Annotated in this window: 17 protein-coding genes, 1 tRNA gene and 2 pseudogenes; 4 read left to right on the forward strand and 16 right to left on the reverse strand. The window is 58.3% G+C overall.

Annotation, left to right across the window (positions count from 1 at the left end; genetic code table 11):
* A pseudogene (locus tag JCM15831_RS21730) lies at nt 1-258 on the reverse strand (gamma-glutamyltransferase); the annotation flags it as partial.
* A 264-nt stretch (nt 259-522) separates the two neighbouring features.
* On the opposite strand from JCM15831_RS21730, the gene JCM15831_RS14700 reads away from it, so the two are divergent.
* Complete coding sequence (locus JCM15831_RS14700) at nt 523-1,305, forward strand: DsbA family protein (protein WP_025824835.1); 783 nt, start codon at nt 523-525, stop codon at nt 1,303-1,305.
* 132 nt (nt 1,306-1,437) lie between these two features.
* On the opposite strand, the gene JCM15831_RS14705 is transcribed toward JCM15831_RS14700, so the two are convergent.
* Entirely contained in the window at nt 1,438-2,334 is an 897-nt protein-coding gene (locus tag JCM15831_RS14705; protein ID WP_025824836.1) for a PPK2 family polyphosphate kinase, read from the reverse strand.
* Nucleotides 2,327-3,079 carry an SDR family NAD(P)-dependent oxidoreductase gene (locus tag JCM15831_RS14710; RefSeq protein ID WP_025824837.1) on the reverse strand — a complete coding sequence of 251 codons (753 nt, stop codon included), beginning with the start codon at nt 3,077-3,079 and terminating at the stop codon, nt 2,327-2,329. The genes JCM15831_RS14705 and JCM15831_RS14710 overlap by 8 nt, the downstream gene beginning before the upstream one ends.
* A 128-nt stretch (nt 3,080-3,207) precedes the next feature.
* On the opposite strand from JCM15831_RS14710, the gene JCM15831_RS14715 reads away from it, so the two are divergent.
* Nucleotides 3,208-3,792, forward strand: a complete 585-nt coding sequence (locus tag JCM15831_RS14715) for a YqgE/AlgH family protein (RefSeq protein ID WP_025824838.1) — start codon at nt 3,208-3,210, stop codon at nt 3,790-3,792.
* Here JCM15831_RS14715 and JCM15831_RS19595 read toward each other — a convergent pair.
* From JCM15831_RS19595 to JCM15831_RS23755, 8 genes and pseudogenes are all read right to left on the reverse strand, one after another.
* Nucleotides 3,763-4,527, reverse strand: coding sequence for an ABC transporter substrate-binding protein (locus tag JCM15831_RS19595; RefSeq protein ID WP_232228233.1), 765 nt, complete (start codon nt 4,525-4,527; stop codon nt 3,763-3,765). The two genes, JCM15831_RS14715 and JCM15831_RS19595, sit on opposite strands and share 30 nt — an antisense overlap.
* 23 nt (nt 4,528-4,550) lie before the next feature.
* The gene (locus tag JCM15831_RS23130) at nt 4,551-4,748 is read right to left on the reverse strand and encodes a hypothetical protein (RefSeq protein WP_232228234.1); all 198 of its coding nucleotides are present in this window, start codon (nt 4,746-4,748) and stop codon (nt 4,551-4,553) included.
* Nucleotides 4,745-5,520, reverse strand: a pseudogene (locus JCM15831_RS24115) (ABC transporter ATP-binding protein). Before JCM15831_RS24115 ends, JCM15831_RS23130 begins: the two are co-directional and overlap by 4 nt.
* A complete protein-coding gene (locus JCM15831_RS14730) occupies nt 5,520-6,506 on the reverse strand; it encodes a FecCD family ABC transporter permease (protein ID WP_025824839.1) in 987 nt (328 codons plus the stop codon). The pseudogene JCM15831_RS24115 and the gene JCM15831_RS14730 overlap by 1 nt, the downstream one beginning before the upstream one ends.
* A 240-nt stretch (nt 6,507-6,746) precedes the next feature.
* A tRNA-Pro gene (locus tag JCM15831_RS14735) sits at nt 6,747-6,823 on the reverse strand.
* Nucleotides 6,824-6,877: 54 nt separating this feature from the next.
* Nucleotides 6,878-7,459 carry an LOG family protein gene (locus JCM15831_RS14740; RefSeq protein WP_025824840.1) on the reverse strand — a complete coding sequence of 194 codons (582 nt, stop codon included), beginning with the start codon at nt 7,457-7,459 and terminating at the stop codon, nt 6,878-6,880.
* A gap of 26 nt (nt 7,460-7,485) precedes the next feature.
* Nucleotides 7,486-8,046, reverse strand: coding sequence for an MFS transporter (locus JCM15831_RS23750; RefSeq protein WP_306301868.1), 561 nt, complete (start codon nt 8,044-8,046; stop codon nt 7,486-7,488).
* Nucleotides 8,034-8,684 carry an MFS transporter gene (locus tag JCM15831_RS23755; RefSeq protein WP_306301869.1) on the reverse strand — a complete coding sequence of 217 codons (651 nt, stop codon included), beginning with the start codon at nt 8,682-8,684 and terminating at the stop codon, nt 8,034-8,036. Before JCM15831_RS23755 ends, JCM15831_RS23750 begins: the two co-directional genes overlap by 13 nt.
* A gap of 72 nt (nt 8,685-8,756) precedes the next feature.
* Here JCM15831_RS23755 and JCM15831_RS21735 point away from each other — a divergent pair, with 72 nt between their 5' ends.
* The gene (locus JCM15831_RS21735; RefSeq protein ID WP_156938928.1) at nt 8,757-8,906 is read left to right on the forward strand and encodes a hypothetical protein; all 150 of its coding nucleotides are present in this window, start codon (nt 8,757-8,759) and stop codon (nt 8,904-8,906) included.
* 20 nt (nt 8,907-8,926) lie between these two features.
* Here JCM15831_RS21735 and dinB read toward each other — a convergent pair whose 3' ends face one another.
* The 5 genes from dinB to JCM15831_RS14775 form a co-directional block, all read right to left on the reverse strand.
* Nucleotides 8,927-10,030, reverse strand: coding sequence for a DNA polymerase IV (dinB, locus tag JCM15831_RS14755; protein WP_025824841.1), 1,104 nt, complete (start codon nt 10,028-10,030; stop codon nt 8,927-8,929).
* 370 nt (nt 10,031-10,400) lie between these two features.
* Nucleotides 10,401-11,420, reverse strand: a complete 1,020-nt coding sequence (hemH, locus tag JCM15831_RS14760; RefSeq protein ID WP_025824842.1) for a ferrochelatase — start codon at nt 11,418-11,420, stop codon at nt 10,401-10,403.
* 43 nt (nt 11,421-11,463) lie between these two features.
* Nucleotides 11,464-11,586, reverse strand: a complete 123-nt coding sequence (locus JCM15831_RS23490) for a hypothetical protein (RefSeq protein ID WP_269530469.1) — start codon at nt 11,584-11,586, stop codon at nt 11,464-11,466.
* 115 nt (nt 11,587-11,701) lie between these two features.
* A complete protein-coding gene (locus JCM15831_RS14770; protein ID WP_025824843.1) occupies nt 11,702-12,727 on the reverse strand; it encodes an aspartate-semialdehyde dehydrogenase in 1,026 nt (341 codons plus the stop codon).
* A 30-nt stretch (nt 12,728-12,757) separates the two neighbouring features.
* Entirely contained in the window at nt 12,758-13,396 is a 639-nt protein-coding gene (locus JCM15831_RS14775) for a 2OG-Fe(II) oxygenase family protein (RefSeq protein ID WP_025824844.1), read from the reverse strand.
* A gap of 630 nt (nt 13,397-14,026) precedes the next feature.
* On the opposite strand from JCM15831_RS14775, the gene JCM15831_RS19610 reads away from it, so the two are divergent.
* On the forward strand, nt 14,027-14,217 hold a 191-nt coding region (locus JCM15831_RS19610), incomplete at its 3' end, for a 2-oxoglutarate dehydrogenase E1 subunit family protein (protein ID WP_035774724.1).

Raw genomic sequence — 14,217 nt, forward strand, 5'->3', positions numbered from 1 at the left:
CGCCGCCGCCAAGAGCCGCACGCGACGGCAAGGTGACCGAAAGCGCATGCCAACAGCTGCGGCGGCATCGGCCGCATTGCCGCCATGGACAAGAACGTCACGCCCGACAAGTGCGGCGCGGGGCTCGTCGGCGACTACGGTGCCGATATATCCTGTGACGATCGGCGTCGTTTTGCCGAACAGGCTGTGGCCGATATGGCTGACATCGCTGCATCCGACGAGAAGCGTTGCCGCAGTCAGGGCACAGGCCGAGCGCAGACCCGTCTTGCGCGCAGACCGCTCTGCGGGGCGACAGGGGGCATTTGTCTGACGATGCGCCACGTGCAGTGTCTCCATGACCCGGCAAGCCTTCTCTTCTGTCCCTGAACAGGCCGATCTCCGACGCCGAAGATGCAACCGTCGGGAAATTGGGTTCGTTACCGCATCTAACCGTGTTCAGGGCGATGGGCAACCTGCCAGAAGCGTCCTGATTTTGCGAAATGCCTCCCTCTGCCCTATTGCAGAGGCTTCTCTCCTCCCGCCTTGCAGGATGGCTTTCATGACCCGCCCGACCCGCACCCGGCTTGCCGCGCCTTTCTTGCCCTTGGTCTGACCGCATCGGCCAGCGTCTCCGCTCTTGCTGCACCAGCGACCAGCTTCACGCCAGAGCAACGCTCAGAGATCGTGTCGATCCTCCGTCAGGCGCTGAAGGACGACCCCAGCATTCTCAGCGATGCCATCGTTGCCCTGCGTCAGGGCGCGCAGCAGAAAGCCTCTGACGATGCGCTTTCTCATGTCAAATCGGACCGCGAGCGCCTGCAGAAAGGCCCGGATTACACCGTTCGCGGCAATCCGAACGGCGATCTGACGATCGTCGAGTTTCTCGACCCGCGATGTGGCTATTGCCGCAGCATGGCGCCCGTCGTCGACGCGCTTCTGAAGTCGGACCCCAAATTGCGGCTGGTCGAGAAGCTCGTGCCGGTTCTGAGCGAAAAGAGCGTTCTGGACACTCAGGCCATTTTCGCCGCTGCATTGCAGGGCGGCTATGACAAGCTGAAGCGCGCTCTGATGCAGGACACGGCACCGCCGACGCTCGATCGTATCCGTCAGCTCGCTACGGCCAACGGTCTCAATGCAGACAAGCTCGTCGCCGACATGCATGCCTCCAGCGTTGCCGCACAGATCAACGAGAACCTGGCCGAAGCGCGTCTGGTCGGCCTCGACGGCACGCCTACTTTCATTTTCGGCACCAACGCGATCATTCCCGGCGCCGTCTCGGCCGAGGAAATGCGGGCTCAGGTCAAGAACGCGCGCACCGCACACTAAGCACGACAAATTGGCGCTTAAGAAAAACAGGCAGGACTTTATTAAGCCCTGCCTGTTTTCTTTTGAGCGATTTTACGCCCGAAATATGCTCCTTCGGACGGGAGGCGAGTTTCGCCTCGCCTTCCGCATCCCTCAGGGATGGCTTGCCTTGATGGCCGCTTCCAGCCTTTCGAGATTCTTGAGAATGTCAGGCGACGGCGGTGGTGGCTCCGGGCTCAGACTTTCGAGCTGAGCGATCAAAGCCTCCATTACGACAAGGCGGGAGAACCATTTCTTGTTCGAAGGCACGACCAGCCAAGGGGCCGTTTTGCAGGAAGTTGCCCGGATCGCTTCCTGATAGGCCGCCTGATAAGCAGGCCAGAACTTGCGTTCGGCAAGATCGCTCTCATCGAACTTCCAGCGTTTGTCCGGGCGACGCAGGCGGCGCAGCAGGCGCTTTTGCTGACAATCCGGCGACATGTGCAGCATCACCTTGAGGATGTGAACACCTTGCCGCGCAAGATAGGCTTCAAACGCCTCGATATCCTGAAGACGATGATCCCAGAATTCCGGCTTTGCAGGGTCGCCTGTCATCCCCTGTGTGTCGAGCGTATCGGCATGGACACGGGCAACCAGAACATCTTCATAATGGCTTCGGTTGAAAACCCCGACCTGTCCCCGGCCCGGCACGGCCAGATGGACGCGCCACAGGAAATCATGAGCCAGCTCGAGATCGCTGGGCCTTTTGAAGGAGACGACCTTCGTTCCCTGCGGGTTCATCCCGGTCATGACATTGCGGATCAGACTGTCCTTGCCCGCGCCATCCATTCCCTGAAGCACCAGGAGCACCGAATGACGATGCTCCGCTGCAAGACGTTCCTGTAATTCACCTAAGCGCTTGCGACGCTTCTCGAGCCAGGCCTCGACATCTCCCTTGCGCAGATCCGCATGATCATCCGGATCGACCGAACTCAGCTGGAAGTCGCGTCCATCTCGGACGAGATAGCGCTCGGGAAGGGTGCGGGCGATGCCCGCAATCAGGTCACTCACGGGTTCTAACCACGGCAAGACCGCCAGCCGCCTGACAGACAGGCATCATTTCAATGGCATTGACGTTTACATGAGGGGGCAGGCTCAAAAGCCATGACACGGTCTCTGCGATATCGTCAGGCATCAGCGGCTCGGTGCCCTTATAGACATCTGCCGCTTTCTGATTGTCGCGAAGACGCACATTGCTGAACTCACTGCCGCCGCAAAGACCCGGCTCGATGGTGCTGGCGCGGATGCGCGTTCCCAGAAGATCGGTGCGCAGGTTGCGCATGAACTGGGCAACGAACGCCTTGGTGGCGCCGTAGACATTGCCGCCCTGATAGGGATAGGTGCCTGCGATGCTCCCCAACGTCATGATGTATCCCTGATTGCGCTCGATCATCTGGGGCAGAAAGGCACGGGTGACCTCCACAACGCCGGACACATTCGTGTCGATCATCGTTTTCCAATCCTTGAGATCGGAGTCCTGAGCCTTACCCACCCCAAGAGCGAGGCCGGCATTGTTGATCAGGACATCGACCTGTCGCCAGTCGGCAGGCAACTCTGTCGGCAAGGCGGCGATCCGCGCCGTGTCAGTGACATCGAGAACCTGCGGCAGAAACGCGTCGCCCAGCTCCTGATGCAGCGCCTCCAGACGCTCGGCGCGGCGTCCCGTGCCGATCACACGGTGTCCGTCCTTCACAAGGCGGACGGCAATCGCTCGACCGAACCCGGCCGTTGCACCAGTAACGAGAATGACTGCCATCGTATTTTCCTTTTCAGGTAGGGAATTCGTGCAAAGAGATCGCTCCCGTTCAGACGGGCGGCGCGGGAGATGGTTGCCGTGATCGCGCGCACTTGCAAAACCACACCCGATGCCCGACATTTTCGCGCATGGCTTCTGATTTCACAACGACCGCCGACAATCTGACCGGCCGCCTGCTCATTTCGAGCCCAATGCTTGGGGATTCGGAATTTGCACGCAGCGTGGTCTATCTTTGCGCGCATTCAGCCCAGGATGGCGCAATGGGGCTCATCATCAACAAGCGGGCCCCTCACCCGACACTCGAAGACCTTTTCGAGCAGCTTGAAATCGCTCCGACCCCTCCGCGTCGGCGCATCAATCTGTGCAGTGGCGGCCCGATGGAACCGACGCGCGGCTTTGTGCTGCACTCTGCAGAATGGCAGCGTGACGACAGTCTGGTCATCAATAACGAGAACTGCCTGACAGCAAGCCTCGATATCCTGCATGAAATTGCCAAGGGCGAAGGACCGCGCAATGCCTTGCTGGCGCTCGGACATGCCTCGTGGGAAGCCGGGCAGCTCGAAGAAGAAATCATCCAGCACAATGCGTGGCTCAGCGCGCCCGCAACTGACGATCTGATTTACGGTACCGATCAGATGTCGAAATGGCGCAAAGCGCTGGCCACGATCAATATCGACCCGCTTCTACTTTCCAACCTCGTCGGTCACGCCTGAGCATTTCTCAGGCAAGGGCGGTTTGGCATTCAGAATACGGACAGCATCGTCCTGGTCGATCGGATGGCGGTAAAAATCGCGATAAAAATCTCGGATTTTCTTGATCATCTGGGGGCGATCGACCGAACCCGTTCGCACCAGGTCGCGCGCCCAAATGCGCTGCAAGAGCAGCTCCGGACTATATCGATCCCAGTTGAAAACGCCCGCCGGGTTGCGAAAGACCCGGCCATGCTGAACTGCCGCGAGGCGGGACCAGAGCCCACTGCCTTGTGCCGGGTCAGGCTCACCCGCATCCGCGCCCAGAATGATAAGATCGGGCGCCCAGCTCAAGATCTGCTCCAGCGAGACGGGCCGCTTGTTGCCGTGAAGACCCGTTGCAGCGTTGAGCCCTCCGGCATCGCGGATCCACTCATCGATGATCGTTCCTTCCCCATCGACGGTCAGCGGGGCAAAGGACGCGATGTGCAGAATGCGAGGCGGGTGTGCCGCAACCGGCTGGCGCTCATCGAGGGCAGAGAAGGCTTTTCCATAATGCTCGGCCTGGGTTTTCGCCAGATCCGTGCCAAGCAAAGCCGCCGTTTGATCGATCGTCCCGATCAGACCTTTGAAGTCGCTGAACTCGACGGTCTCTACGTTCAGGCCAAGCCTGCCAAGCATTTCGGCGCTGTTCGACTGTTTCGTGACGAAGACCAGATCGGGATGCAGGGCGAGAACGGCCTCGGCATTCAGCGTCATGCTCGGGAAAAAGCCCGCCTGTTTCAGGTCGGTGCGACACAGGCCATCCAGGGAAAGCGCTTGGGTGAGATCACGGTCCCAATAATATTCCCGCCAGCCCCGAGCATGATCAGCGTGGCATTATGCGCGTACCAGCCATCGACGATCCGCTCTGGACTGGCTTGCGCGGTGCTCGCGCCGAGGCAGAGCGCCAACACAACGGACCTCAGAAATCGTCTCATGATAACGGCTCTCCCGACACGAAAAAGCGCTCGTCGCCATAATCGTGATGGCGAAGCGCAACACCATAAAACGCGCTCAATCGCGCGCCGTCCAGCACGTCACCCGGGGCGCCTTCAGCCAGAACCCGCCCCTGTTCGAGGAGCACGACATGAGAGGTATGACGATAGACCAGATCAGGCTGATGCGCGGTCATGATGACAAGCCGCCCTTCTTTGGCAAGCAACGCAAGCAGCCCCATAAAGCGGATCTGATGACCATAATCGAGACCTGAAAGCGGCTCGTCCAGAACAAGAATTCCGGTCTGCTGCACCAGAGCACGTGCCAGAAGAACCCGCTGATATTCTCCCCCCGACAGAGCCAAGCAGGGGCGATCCCGAAGGAATGGAGATCGAGGTGAGACAGAACGGTATCGATCTCCTGACGCTCTTCCTCGCTGAGGCTACGGGTCAGGCTGCCATGGGGCAGACGCCCCAGTTCGACCACCTGCGCCACGGTATAGGCAGGCAGCGCCTCACGGCGTTGCGGGACATACGCCATGGCACGGGCGATCTGTCGCCTCGAAAGGCTGGTGAGCGCTTTACCCTGGTAGAGGACCCTTCCGGTCTCGGGACGCAAAAGACCCAGCATCAGACGCAGCAAGGTGGTCTTTCCGGCCCCATTTGCGCCCATGATACTGATCAACGCACCCGCTTCGAAGTGAAGCGAAAGATCGCGCAGCACGGTTCGGCCTGCAAATGAATAAGACAGATTCTCAGTGGTCAGGACTGCCATCAGAGACGCCCTTCCCGCCTCAATTGTCTGAGCACGAGAATAAAACCGAGCGCACCGAAAAGCTCCGTCATCATTCCAAGAGGAATTTCGGAAGAAGCAAGACTACGCGAGGCCGTATCGGCCAGAATCAGACAGGAGGCGCCGAGAAGGGCAGCGAAGGGGAGCACCAAGCGATGCGCAGGACCGATAAGCAGGCGCGCCATATGGGGGACTATCAGACCGACCCAGCCGATAATCCCGGCAAGAGAGACGGTCAACGCGCCCAGCCCTGTCGCGATGACAAGCACGAACAGCCGCAACCTGCCGATCGGCAGGCCGAGGCTATGCGCTTCGTCATCACTCAGCGCGAAGGTATCGAGGACACGCCCACTCCTCCACAGCACCAGCATTCCGAGCGCAAGCAACGGAACAAGCACGCCAAGCTGCCCCCATTGCGTCTGGGCGAGACTGCCCAGAAGCCAATAAATAATGGCCGGGAGCTGGTCGAACGGATCCGCGAGATATTTCAGCAACGACAATAATGCGGTGAAGAGGGCACTGCTGATCAGCCCCCCGAGCAGTAAGGGCAGGACACCCTCCCTGCCGACGAGGCGCGCAATAGCGAACCCCAGGGCTACAGCGCAGCACCCACCGAAGAAGGCCGCCAATCCGACAAAAGTGCCCCCGCCATGCACAAGAATGGCAAAAGCCGCCCCAAAAGCGGAGCCGCTGAGAACGCCAAGCAGGTCGGGAGAAACAAGAGGATTACGAAAAACCGCCTGAAACGTCGTGCCAGAAACGGCAAGCGCGGCACCGACAAAAAGGGCTGCAACGAGACGCGGTAGCCGTGCCTGAAAAAGAACAGCCTGAATTGCGGGGACACCGCGACCCTGGAGAACATGGAGGAGATCGAGAGCATTGATCGAATAGCGTCCGATCAGGAGAGACGCGCAAAACACGACGGTCAGGGTTCCGAAGGCCAGCACAAGAAACAGACGCTCACGCATGACGATCCTGCTCCGCGAACACGCCGTTTCTCGTGCTCATCATGATGTCTTCATGGCTCGCAACTCGAACGTCGCGCTTCAGATAATATCGACGTTTTCGCCGCAATGCTTCGCCCCGTTCAGGACCGCACCACTGGAGAGATCGTATCATTTTTGGAGAAAAGCGGAAATCTCGAGAGAGAAGTCAAAAGACAGGGCACTCTCGAATTTTCCGGGAACACCCTTGAAGGGTGAGATATCTGGTCGGAGTGAGAGGATTCGAACCTCCGGCCCCTGCGTCCCGAACACAGTGCTCTACCAGGCTGAGCTACACTCCGAACCGATGGATGGGGCTATACTGCCAGTTTCTTCACTCTGCAAGGGGGCGCAGCTCAAAGACGGTCTGTTTGCGCTATTTCATCGCGCTTTTTTTCAGACTCCAGGAATTCCAATGCTTCCTCAACACCGGGAACAACCTCGTAAAGATGACGCGCAGACGGGTCGGCAAGCCCTTGCTCGACAGCAGCTTCAAGAGCAGCGATCACGTGCTTCGCCCAGTCGGCCACATTCACGATGACGATAGGCTTGTCATGCAGGGCCAGCTGGCGCCAGGTCATGATTTCCATCAATTCGTCAAACGTGCCCAACCCGCCGGGAAGGATCAGAAACGCATCGGCTTGGGCGAACATCAGCCGTTTGCGCTCATGCATTGAGTCGGTGACGATCAGGTCCGTCACTCGGTCATTCATGACTTCACGATCATGCAGAAAACTCGGGATGATGCCGCTGACCTTGCCCCCGGCCTCTAGCGCGGCCTCCGCCACGACACCCATCAATCCCACTGCGCCGCCGCCATAAACGAGATGTATCTGTCTCTGGGCGAGGCCCGCCCCCATCGCTCGGGCAGCCTCACCGAAAACGGGCAGAGCACCATGGCGCGAGCCGCAGAAAACAGCGGCGGCAGCAATCGTCATTTTAAACCTATCCTTGCGACAAAACCTCAGGGTCGGGCTACGCGGCGGAGCCGCATGACCTGCACAATCCCCAGAAATGTAATACACGCCGTAAAAATGAACAGAGCCATATACCCTGACGCGTGGATAACAAGGCCGAGAACGGGTCCCGAAATGCCAATGGCCAGGTCAAGGAATACCGAGAAAGCCCCAAGCGCTGCGCCGCGGTTTTCTGCCCCGGCACGATCCACAGCGAGCACGCCCAACGCCGGGAAGACGAGGGAGAACCCTGCCCCGGTCACGGCAGCGCCGAGTGTTGCTGCGGCGGGTGAAGGCAAAAACGCCAGGATCAGCAAACCGAGCGTTTCAACGCCGAGGGAGATCAGGGCGACATTCGCACCACCGATACGCCCGATCTGACGCGCAAAAACGAATCGCACGATCACGAAGACCATTCCGAACACTGCCAGAGCCTGAGCAGCGTCGGGCCAGTTTTCAGCAGCGAAATAAAGCGCAAGACAGGACGAGATCGCGCCGAACCCGACCGAGCCTGCGGCCAGAGCACAGCCATGGGGCAGGACGAGCCTGAACACCTTCATGAACGGCATGGCAGGAGCGTCGTGCTGGAGAGGTGCCACAGCGGATAGGAGCTCGCCATGATCGTTCCGATGACCGGAAGAATCGTTGAGACGATCCCCAATGTCACCAGACCACCCCACCCACCGGCGAGATGAGAGAGCTGCTCACCCAAGGTAGCGCCCAGGGCGATGCCACCATAAGACGTGATGCCGTTCCAGGAGATGACCTGTGCCGTATTGGCAGCGCCGGCGCGACGGATATTCCACACGATTGCGGCTGTCGATGCCCAGCTTTCCGCCCATCCCAGAGCGAGGCGGCTCGCAAAAAGGCAGACAAGCGACAGGGGAATCATCGTCGCACTCATACCCGCAACGAGCAGAAGAGCCCCGGAACCGACGCAGAGAATAAGGCCGGAGACAGCGACAGGCTTCGGGCCTTGGGTGTCGATGCGACGGCCAGCCGAAGCGCGTGAAGCGAAGGTTGCGAAATACTGGAGCGAGACCGCAAATCCGGCGATAACCGTGTTGCAGTGCAGCACTTTGTGCACAAAAAGCGGGATGACAGCCATCGGCAAGCCGATGACGATATACACGATCAGATTCAGTGATACGACCGGCAGGATGCGCCCGATCGGAGATCGCAGCGCTTCAGCCTGTCCCGCAGCCATAACAATTCCCTCGCTTCTTTTTCAGTTTTGACATCCGGTATCTGCCAGCCATCGCAGGGGATGTCACCCTGCGTGTTGAAGTTCGGCTCTCTTTATCGCGCTTATGCAGCACCGAGCGCACAGATCAGGACCGTCATCATCGCGCCAAGCCAGATGGGAGAAATGGGGCCAGTCGTGAGCATTCGGTTCGGTCCTGTGGCTGGGGTATCGGTCTTCCTCTGAACGCACCAGTTCGCAGAAAGTCAGCAAGCAGACTCACCAAAAAGTGTGAGCTGCGCGTTTTTTTCCTCGAGCTCCGTCACCAGTCCCGTCATAGACACGCCGATCAGTCTGATTGCACGCTCGAGAGGGAAAAAGCCTTCGAGAAGGGCGTCTGCCTGTGCGCGAAGCGCTGCCTCGTTTTCGAAAGCGCTCGTGTTTGAGCGTGTCCGGGTTGTGATCTGAAAATCGGCATATTTCAGTTTCAACACCAACGTCCGGCCGTTCAACGCCTGCGCCTCGCATTGTCGCCAGAGCTTCGCACACAGGGCATGCAGGACCGCTTGCGCTTCCTCCAGTCTGGTCAGATCGGCCTCGAATGTCTTCTCGGTGCCAATCGATTTGCGCAGTCGGTCGGGCACGACAGGCCGATCGTCTATTCCCCGGGCAATGGACGCATAAAAAGGAGCCGCTTTACCAAAATGGCGCACCAGAACAGGGAGAGGAATGTCACGCAGATCAGCACCTGTGAAAATGCCAAGACGGTTCATTTTTGCACGGGTAGCCGGACCGATGCCGTGGAACTGTTCAACACGCAAAGATGCGGCGAAATCAGGCCCCATCGAGGGCGGTATGACGAACTGGCCGTTCGGTTTGCGATAATCGGAGGCAAGTTTGGCCAGAAACCGATTATAGGAAATTCCGGCAGAAGCAGTCAGACCCGTTTCCTCATGAATTGCTGTTCTGATTTTTCGCGCAATATCCGTCGCTGAACCGTGGTTCCGATAACACTGAGTGACGTCCAGATAAGCCTCATCGAGCGATAACGGCTGAATGAGCGCGGTATAGCGCGCAAATATGGCGTGGATCTGCTGAGAAACGGCCCGATAAACCTCAAATCGGGGTGGAACGAAAAGGAGCTCCGGACAATGACGCAAGGCCGTGCGTGAGGGCATCGCCGAACGAACCCCGAAGCGTCTGGCTTCATAGCTCGCAGCCGCAACGACGCCCCGCCCTTCACCACGCCCGACCGCCACAGGGCGTCCGCGCAAATGCGGCGCATCACGCTGCTCGACCGAGGCGTAGAAGGCATCCATATCGATATGGATGATGCGACGTACGGCTCCTGTCTCGGCGGTCTCGACCATGAGACCTTATGCCACCAGAAATAAGAACAAAACAAGATCGAATTCGCTAGCCGAGCCTGCTATTCCGAACGATACGCCTCAGCGGAAGCCCTGAAGTACACACGATAGACCGCCCGCGAGAATCAAGAAGATTCTCGCAAAAATCAGATGAAGCCATTCAACGCAGCCTGAAAACCTCTCGATCTTAGGTATCAAGATCCCGAGTTTCTAGGACGCTCGGACAGATAAGAGGATCGTCGCCTGAGAGATGCTGCGATAATCACGCCAAGCTTAAATCGCCGTCTGCAGACCAGCCTGACGGCCATGATCAGGCAGATTTTTGAAGCACTCTCTTTTGTAGATATCCGGCTTAGAATTCGAGCAAAATCTCTTACCTTTGAGGGAGGCTCTCGCGAATTAACGCCTCCAACATGTCGACCGCTTCATCGCTGTCATTAAGACACGGTACAAGCGTCAACTCTTCACCGCCCGCCTCGATGAATTCCTCACGGAGCTCGTTCCCGATTTCGTCGAGGGTTTCGATGCAATCGCTGATAAAGCCCGGCATGATAACGGCGATGCGTGTGATACCCTGCTTCGGCAACGCCTCGACGAAGGGGGCGGTATAGGGCTGCACCCATTCCATCGGCCCGAAGCGCGACTGGAATGTGATGGGCATCTGTTCGTCGCTCAAGCCAAGCGCCGCTCGCAATGCGGTGAGCGTCCGCTCGCAGTCGTCTGGGTAGTAGTCGCCCTTGTCGACACAAAGCTTGGGCAATCCGTGGAACGAGGCCACGAGGCGCTGAGGCTTCCAGGAAAGCGTCGCCAGATGATCGCGAACGCTTTTCTCGAGAGCCGCAATATATTTCGGATGGTCCGGGAATGCGGGCAAGGTTTGAACGGCTGGCTGTCGGCGCAGCGTCATCAATGTTCTGAAAAGCTGGTCGTTCGCCGTGGCCGTGGTCGTGGCGCTGTATTGCGGATAGAGCGGAAGAAAGATGAGGCGATCGCAGCCTTGATCCATCAGCTCTTCGACAGCGTCGGCAATCGACGGCTTACCATATCGCATCCCCCAAGCAACCGGGTGCTCTCCCTCAAACCGTTGGGTCAGCTTTTCGGCCTGCGAGCGCGTATAAACTCGCAGAGGACTCGCGTCCTCTTTTCTGTCCCAGATCCGCGCATAGGCCTCGCCGCTTTTGGACGGACGGGTTGTAAGGATGATGCCCTGAAGAATAGGCTGCCAGAGTGCGGGCGGAGCCTCGATCACACGCCTGTCGGAGAGAAACTCACCGAGATAGCGACGGACCGAGAAGTAGTCTGTTCCGTCCGGTGTGCCGAGATTGGCTATAAGAATGCCTGTCTTGCCACCAGGTGGAACAGGTTTTGCTGGTATGTTGCTGATAAAAGCCATGTCTCTCGCTCAACTCGAGGTCTTCCGAAAGACTACAAACCGTTCAGCGCGCAGAGGGTTTCCGTTTGACGCGCACCGGGATCAGCTTGGGAGCCGGCGCGTGGCGGAGAACACCAATCGCGAGAAGGGTGAAGAGGCCAGCGACGAGCGTGTCGATAACAGGCATTGTCATCTCCGTTCAGGCCATTGCAGCACAACCCTGCATCCACCCTTTTGAAGAATTTGGCATTGCGAGACGTGCACGCAATGCCAAAGTCATATTAATGACAAAGATGTAATGTTCAGGCTTTTTGCTTGATGAGATCGAGCGCAATCAGCGCTTCTGCGATCTGCACGGTATTCAGCGCCGCACCCTTGCGAAGGTTATCGGAAACGCACCAGAGCGCGAGGCCGTTTTCGACCGTGTCGTCAATGCGCAGACGTGACACATAGGTCGCATCTTCACCGACGCACTCGATCGGTGTGACATAACCACCGTCATCACGCTCATCACGCAGGATGATTCCATCCGTCTCCCGCAACGCCTCGCGCGCGCGCGCAAGATCGACAGGCTCTTCGCATTCGATCGTGATCGCCTCGGAATGTCCGATGAACACCGGAACACGCACACAGGTCGCGATCACCTTGATGTCTGGATCGAGAATCTTGCGCGTCTCGACGGCCATCTTCCATTCTTCCTTGGTCGATCCGTCGGGCAGAAAGCTGTCGATATGCGGGATGACGTTGAACGCGATCTGCTTTGTGAACTGGGCAATCGTCGGGGGATCACCGACAAAGCTGCCCTTGGACTGGACGAACAGCTCGTCCATCCCGTCCTTGCCTGCGCCCGAAACAGCCTGATAGGTCGAGACGACGACACGCTTGATCGTAAACAGGTCATGCAGCGGCTTCAGCGCCAGAACCATCTGCGCCGTCGAGCAGTTCGGATTGGCGATGATGTTGCGCTTCATCTTCTTGAGCGCGTTCGCATTGACCTCAGGCACGACCAGGGGGACGTCCGGCTCCATGCGGAAATGGGACGTGTTATCGATCACGATGCATCCCGCTGCTGCAGCACGCGGCGCGTAGACTGCCGAGACCGACGCCCCGGGTGAGAACAAGGCGATGTCCCATCCTGTGAAGTCGAACGTCTCGAGATTCTGGATTTTCAGGACTTTCTTGTTACCGAAAGACACCTCCTGCCCCGTGGAGCGGGCCGAAGCCAAAGCCGCCACTTCAGAAACAGGAAAATCTCTTTCGGCAAGAATGCGAAGGAGCTCACGACCAACAGCACCGGTCGCACCTACGACCGCAACGCGGTATCCCATTATTCCATTACCCTTGTCAGATTGAAAGTGTCATCGCGCAAAAGACAAACGCTTGAACAACGCCGAGAAACGATGACGCCGCAGTTCATAACGTGCCTTGTTGTTTGTCGCCATGTAATTCAACTGGATTGTGTAGCGGCGGCCCACATATTGCCGGTGGCCATGCCACGTCGTGGGGCCGTTGGGAAAGATCAGCAGCGTGCCGTGCGCGGGCTTCACCTCCACATCATAATCCTCGAGATTGTCCGGGCCATTCAGGAGGCGCAGACATCCTTCCTGAGCCGACCAAGCCGCGCTCTCAGGGTTCAGATAGAGCAGAATCGTCACAAGCTTGGCTTCGGAATCGCGATGGATGCGACCGTCTTTTTCTCGCGTGCGACCGCGCAGCGTCAGCATGCTGGGAGCTGCCTCGATGTCGAGGCCGAACTTCTGCGCAACAAGCTTTTTAAGACGTGGTCCCTGAAGCTCTTTGGTCAGAGCTTTGACCGTCGGATGCAATCTGAGCCCTTCCGGCGGGAACGATCCGCCAGAGCGCATCTCCGGCATCAGATTGATCAGGGTTTGGAGGTCCTCTTCGCGCACGAAGTTAGGGACGACCACATGTCTGAAAGGGGCCTCGCTGATCGGGGTCCGTTCAAGGGCTTCGTATTGAAGAGCGATCTGTGACATGACCGAGGAGCCTATTCCTGCTCTCCCTGACAAACAAGACGCTTCTTACCCCCTCATACGATGATGGGGATGACGCACGGCGCTATTACGCACGAACTGGTATATCCTGCACCGATACGGTCTGTTTCAGAGACACATGTCCGGCGAGGGGCGTTCCGACCAGTCTCTCTTTCGGCGGGCTTGAACGCTGTCCGCACAAGATGCGGTGCCATGGTACAGCGCAAGGCTGCACGACTATCGAAGTCCAGGCGTCGCCCGTCTTGTTCGACAGGGCGTTCGGGAGTCGCATGAGCAGCGGGAAGAGCTTGCGCCAGTAGCGACATCGTGAATGCCATAAGTGCAAGCATGCGACGCATGACAGACCTCTCCAAACTGCAATATCGAAATGCGCGATGAGCCGATAAATCCTCAACGTGCTCGGGTGTGGAGTCTATAGACGGGATCTATGAGTGAAAGTTTCGATGCTTTTCGGCCCCGACTGGCGAACGTGCGATTGTGAACTGAAATCATTCGGAAAAGTTTTTATGCTTGTTGACTACCAGCAAGAGTTCCATGGTTTTTTTTGCCATGAGCGTGCCATTCTGAGACGCTATCAAGATCTGGGAAGAACAGCCGGGGAGGGCTGCAAGCATGGGTGAGATCGGTTCGTTACCAAGCGCGTTGAACGGGGCTAACACGGTCTATCTCGCGGATCTCCACGCCAAGTGGAGCACAGACCCGCGCAGCGTGGACGCCTCTTTCGCCGATCTGTTCAAGGCCCTCGACGCCGAGCGCGCTGCGACCGAGAACGGCGCCGTCGCGCCAGCCCCCGTGCAGTCCAG

It is taken from the genome of Asaia astilbis JCM 15831 (assembly GCF_000613845.1).
Lineage (GTDB): Bacteria > Pseudomonadota > Alphaproteobacteria > Acetobacterales > Acetobacteraceae > Asaia > Asaia astilbis.

Excerpts from the sequence above, each read along its gene's own strand:
- dinB (WP_025824841.1), bottom strand. The coding sequence starts at position 10,030 with ATGGTCGAGACCGCCGAGACAGGAGCCGTACGTCGCATCATCCATATC.
- JCM15831_RS14770 (WP_025824843.1), bottom strand. The coding sequence starts at position 12,727 with ATGGGATACCGCGTTGCGGTCGTAGGTGCGACCGGTGCTGTTGGTCGT.
- JCM15831_RS19595 (WP_232228233.1), bottom strand. The coding sequence starts at position 4,527 with ATGACGCTGAATGCCGAGGCCGTTCTCGCCCTGCATCCCGATCTGGTC.
- JCM15831_RS14710 (WP_025824837.1), bottom strand. The coding sequence starts at position 3,079 with ATGGCAGTCATTCTCGTTACTGGTGCAACGGCCGGGTTCGGTCGAGCG.
- JCM15831_RS23755 (WP_306301869.1), bottom strand. The coding sequence starts at position 8,684 with ATGGCTGCGGGACAGGCTGAAGCGCTGCGATCTCCGATCGGGCGCATC.
- JCM15831_RS23750 (WP_306301868.1), bottom strand. The coding sequence starts at position 8,046 with ATGCCGTTCATGAAGGTGTTCAGGCTCGTCCTGCCCCATGGCTGTGCT.
- JCM15831_RS23490 (WP_269530469.1), bottom strand. The coding sequence starts at position 11,586 with ATGCCTGTTATCGACACGCTCGTCGCTGGCCTCTTCACCCTTCTCGCG.
- JCM15831_RS14740 (WP_025824840.1), bottom strand. The coding sequence starts at position 7,459 with ATGACGATTGCTGCCGCCGCTGTTTTCTGCGGCTCGCGCCATGGTGCT.
- JCM15831_RS14715 (WP_025824838.1), top strand. The coding sequence starts at position 3,208 with ATGGCTTCTGATTTCACAACGACCGCCGACAATCTGACCGGCCGCCTG.
- JCM15831_RS14775 (WP_025824844.1), bottom strand. The coding sequence starts at position 13,396 with ATGTCACAGATCGCTCTTCAATACGAAGCCCTTGAACGGACCCCGATC.
- JCM15831_RS14730 (WP_025824839.1), bottom strand. The coding sequence starts at position 6,506 with ATGCGTGAGCGTCTGTTTCTTGTGCTGGCCTTCGGAACCCTGACCGTC.
- hemH (WP_025824842.1), bottom strand. The coding sequence starts at position 11,420 with ATGGCTTTTATCAGCAACATACCAGCAAAACCTGTTCCACCTGGTGGC.
- JCM15831_RS23130 (WP_232228234.1), bottom strand. The coding sequence starts at position 4,748 with ATGAGACGATTTCTGAGGTCCGTTGTGTTGGCGCTCTGCCTCGGCGCG.